Raw genomic sequence first — 540 nt, 5'->3', positions numbered from 1 at the left:
GATTTGCCGTTCATGAACATGTCGTCCATGCTCGCATCGTTGCGCGGACTGTTCTGGCGGAACTGGCCGCCGTAGATCGTCAGGCCGCTGATCTCGGTGGACGTCAGCTGGCCGCCCTGGAAGGTTTGTGGCAGCGAGCGGCCRTCGTCKGAACGCAGGATCGGCAGCACCGGCATCCACTCGCCGACCTTCACTTCGGTTTTGCTYACTTTCATCTTGCCGGCCACCGCCAGACGACCAAAGTCATCGACTGGGTCGCCGTCGCTGCCAATCGGCAGCAGCTGGGTGCCGCGCGTGCCTTTGCCGCCATCGAGTTTGATCGACAACAGGCCCAGCGCATCGACGCCAAAACCCACCGGGCCCTGGGTGAACCCGGACTTGGTGTCGAGGATGAAGCTCTGCGTCCACTCCTCGGYCTTGCTCTGCGGGTTGGTCGGGTTGGTGAAGTTGCGGTTGATGTAGAAGATGAAGCTCTGCGTCCACTCCTCGGCCTTGCTCTGCGGGTTGGTCGGGTTGGTGAAGTTGCGGTTGATGTAGAAG

General features: G+C 61.6%; 1 protein-coding gene. It reads right to left on the bottom strand.

Going from position 1 to position 540, the window contains the following annotated elements; all coding sequences use genetic code 11:
* A partial coding sequence (locus AC1DSG_RS31665) for an OprD family outer membrane porin (RefSeq protein WP_477794366.1) occupies positions 1 to 533 on the bottom strand: 533 nt, incomplete at its 3' end.
* Between the last annotated feature and the right edge of the window lie 7 nt (positions 534 to 540).

It is taken from the genome of Pseudomonas sp. P5_A12, from assembly GCF_056400685.1.
The sequence above is the reverse complement of the archived record's forward strand: the minus strand, read 5'-3'. Positions and strand labels throughout refer to the sequence as shown.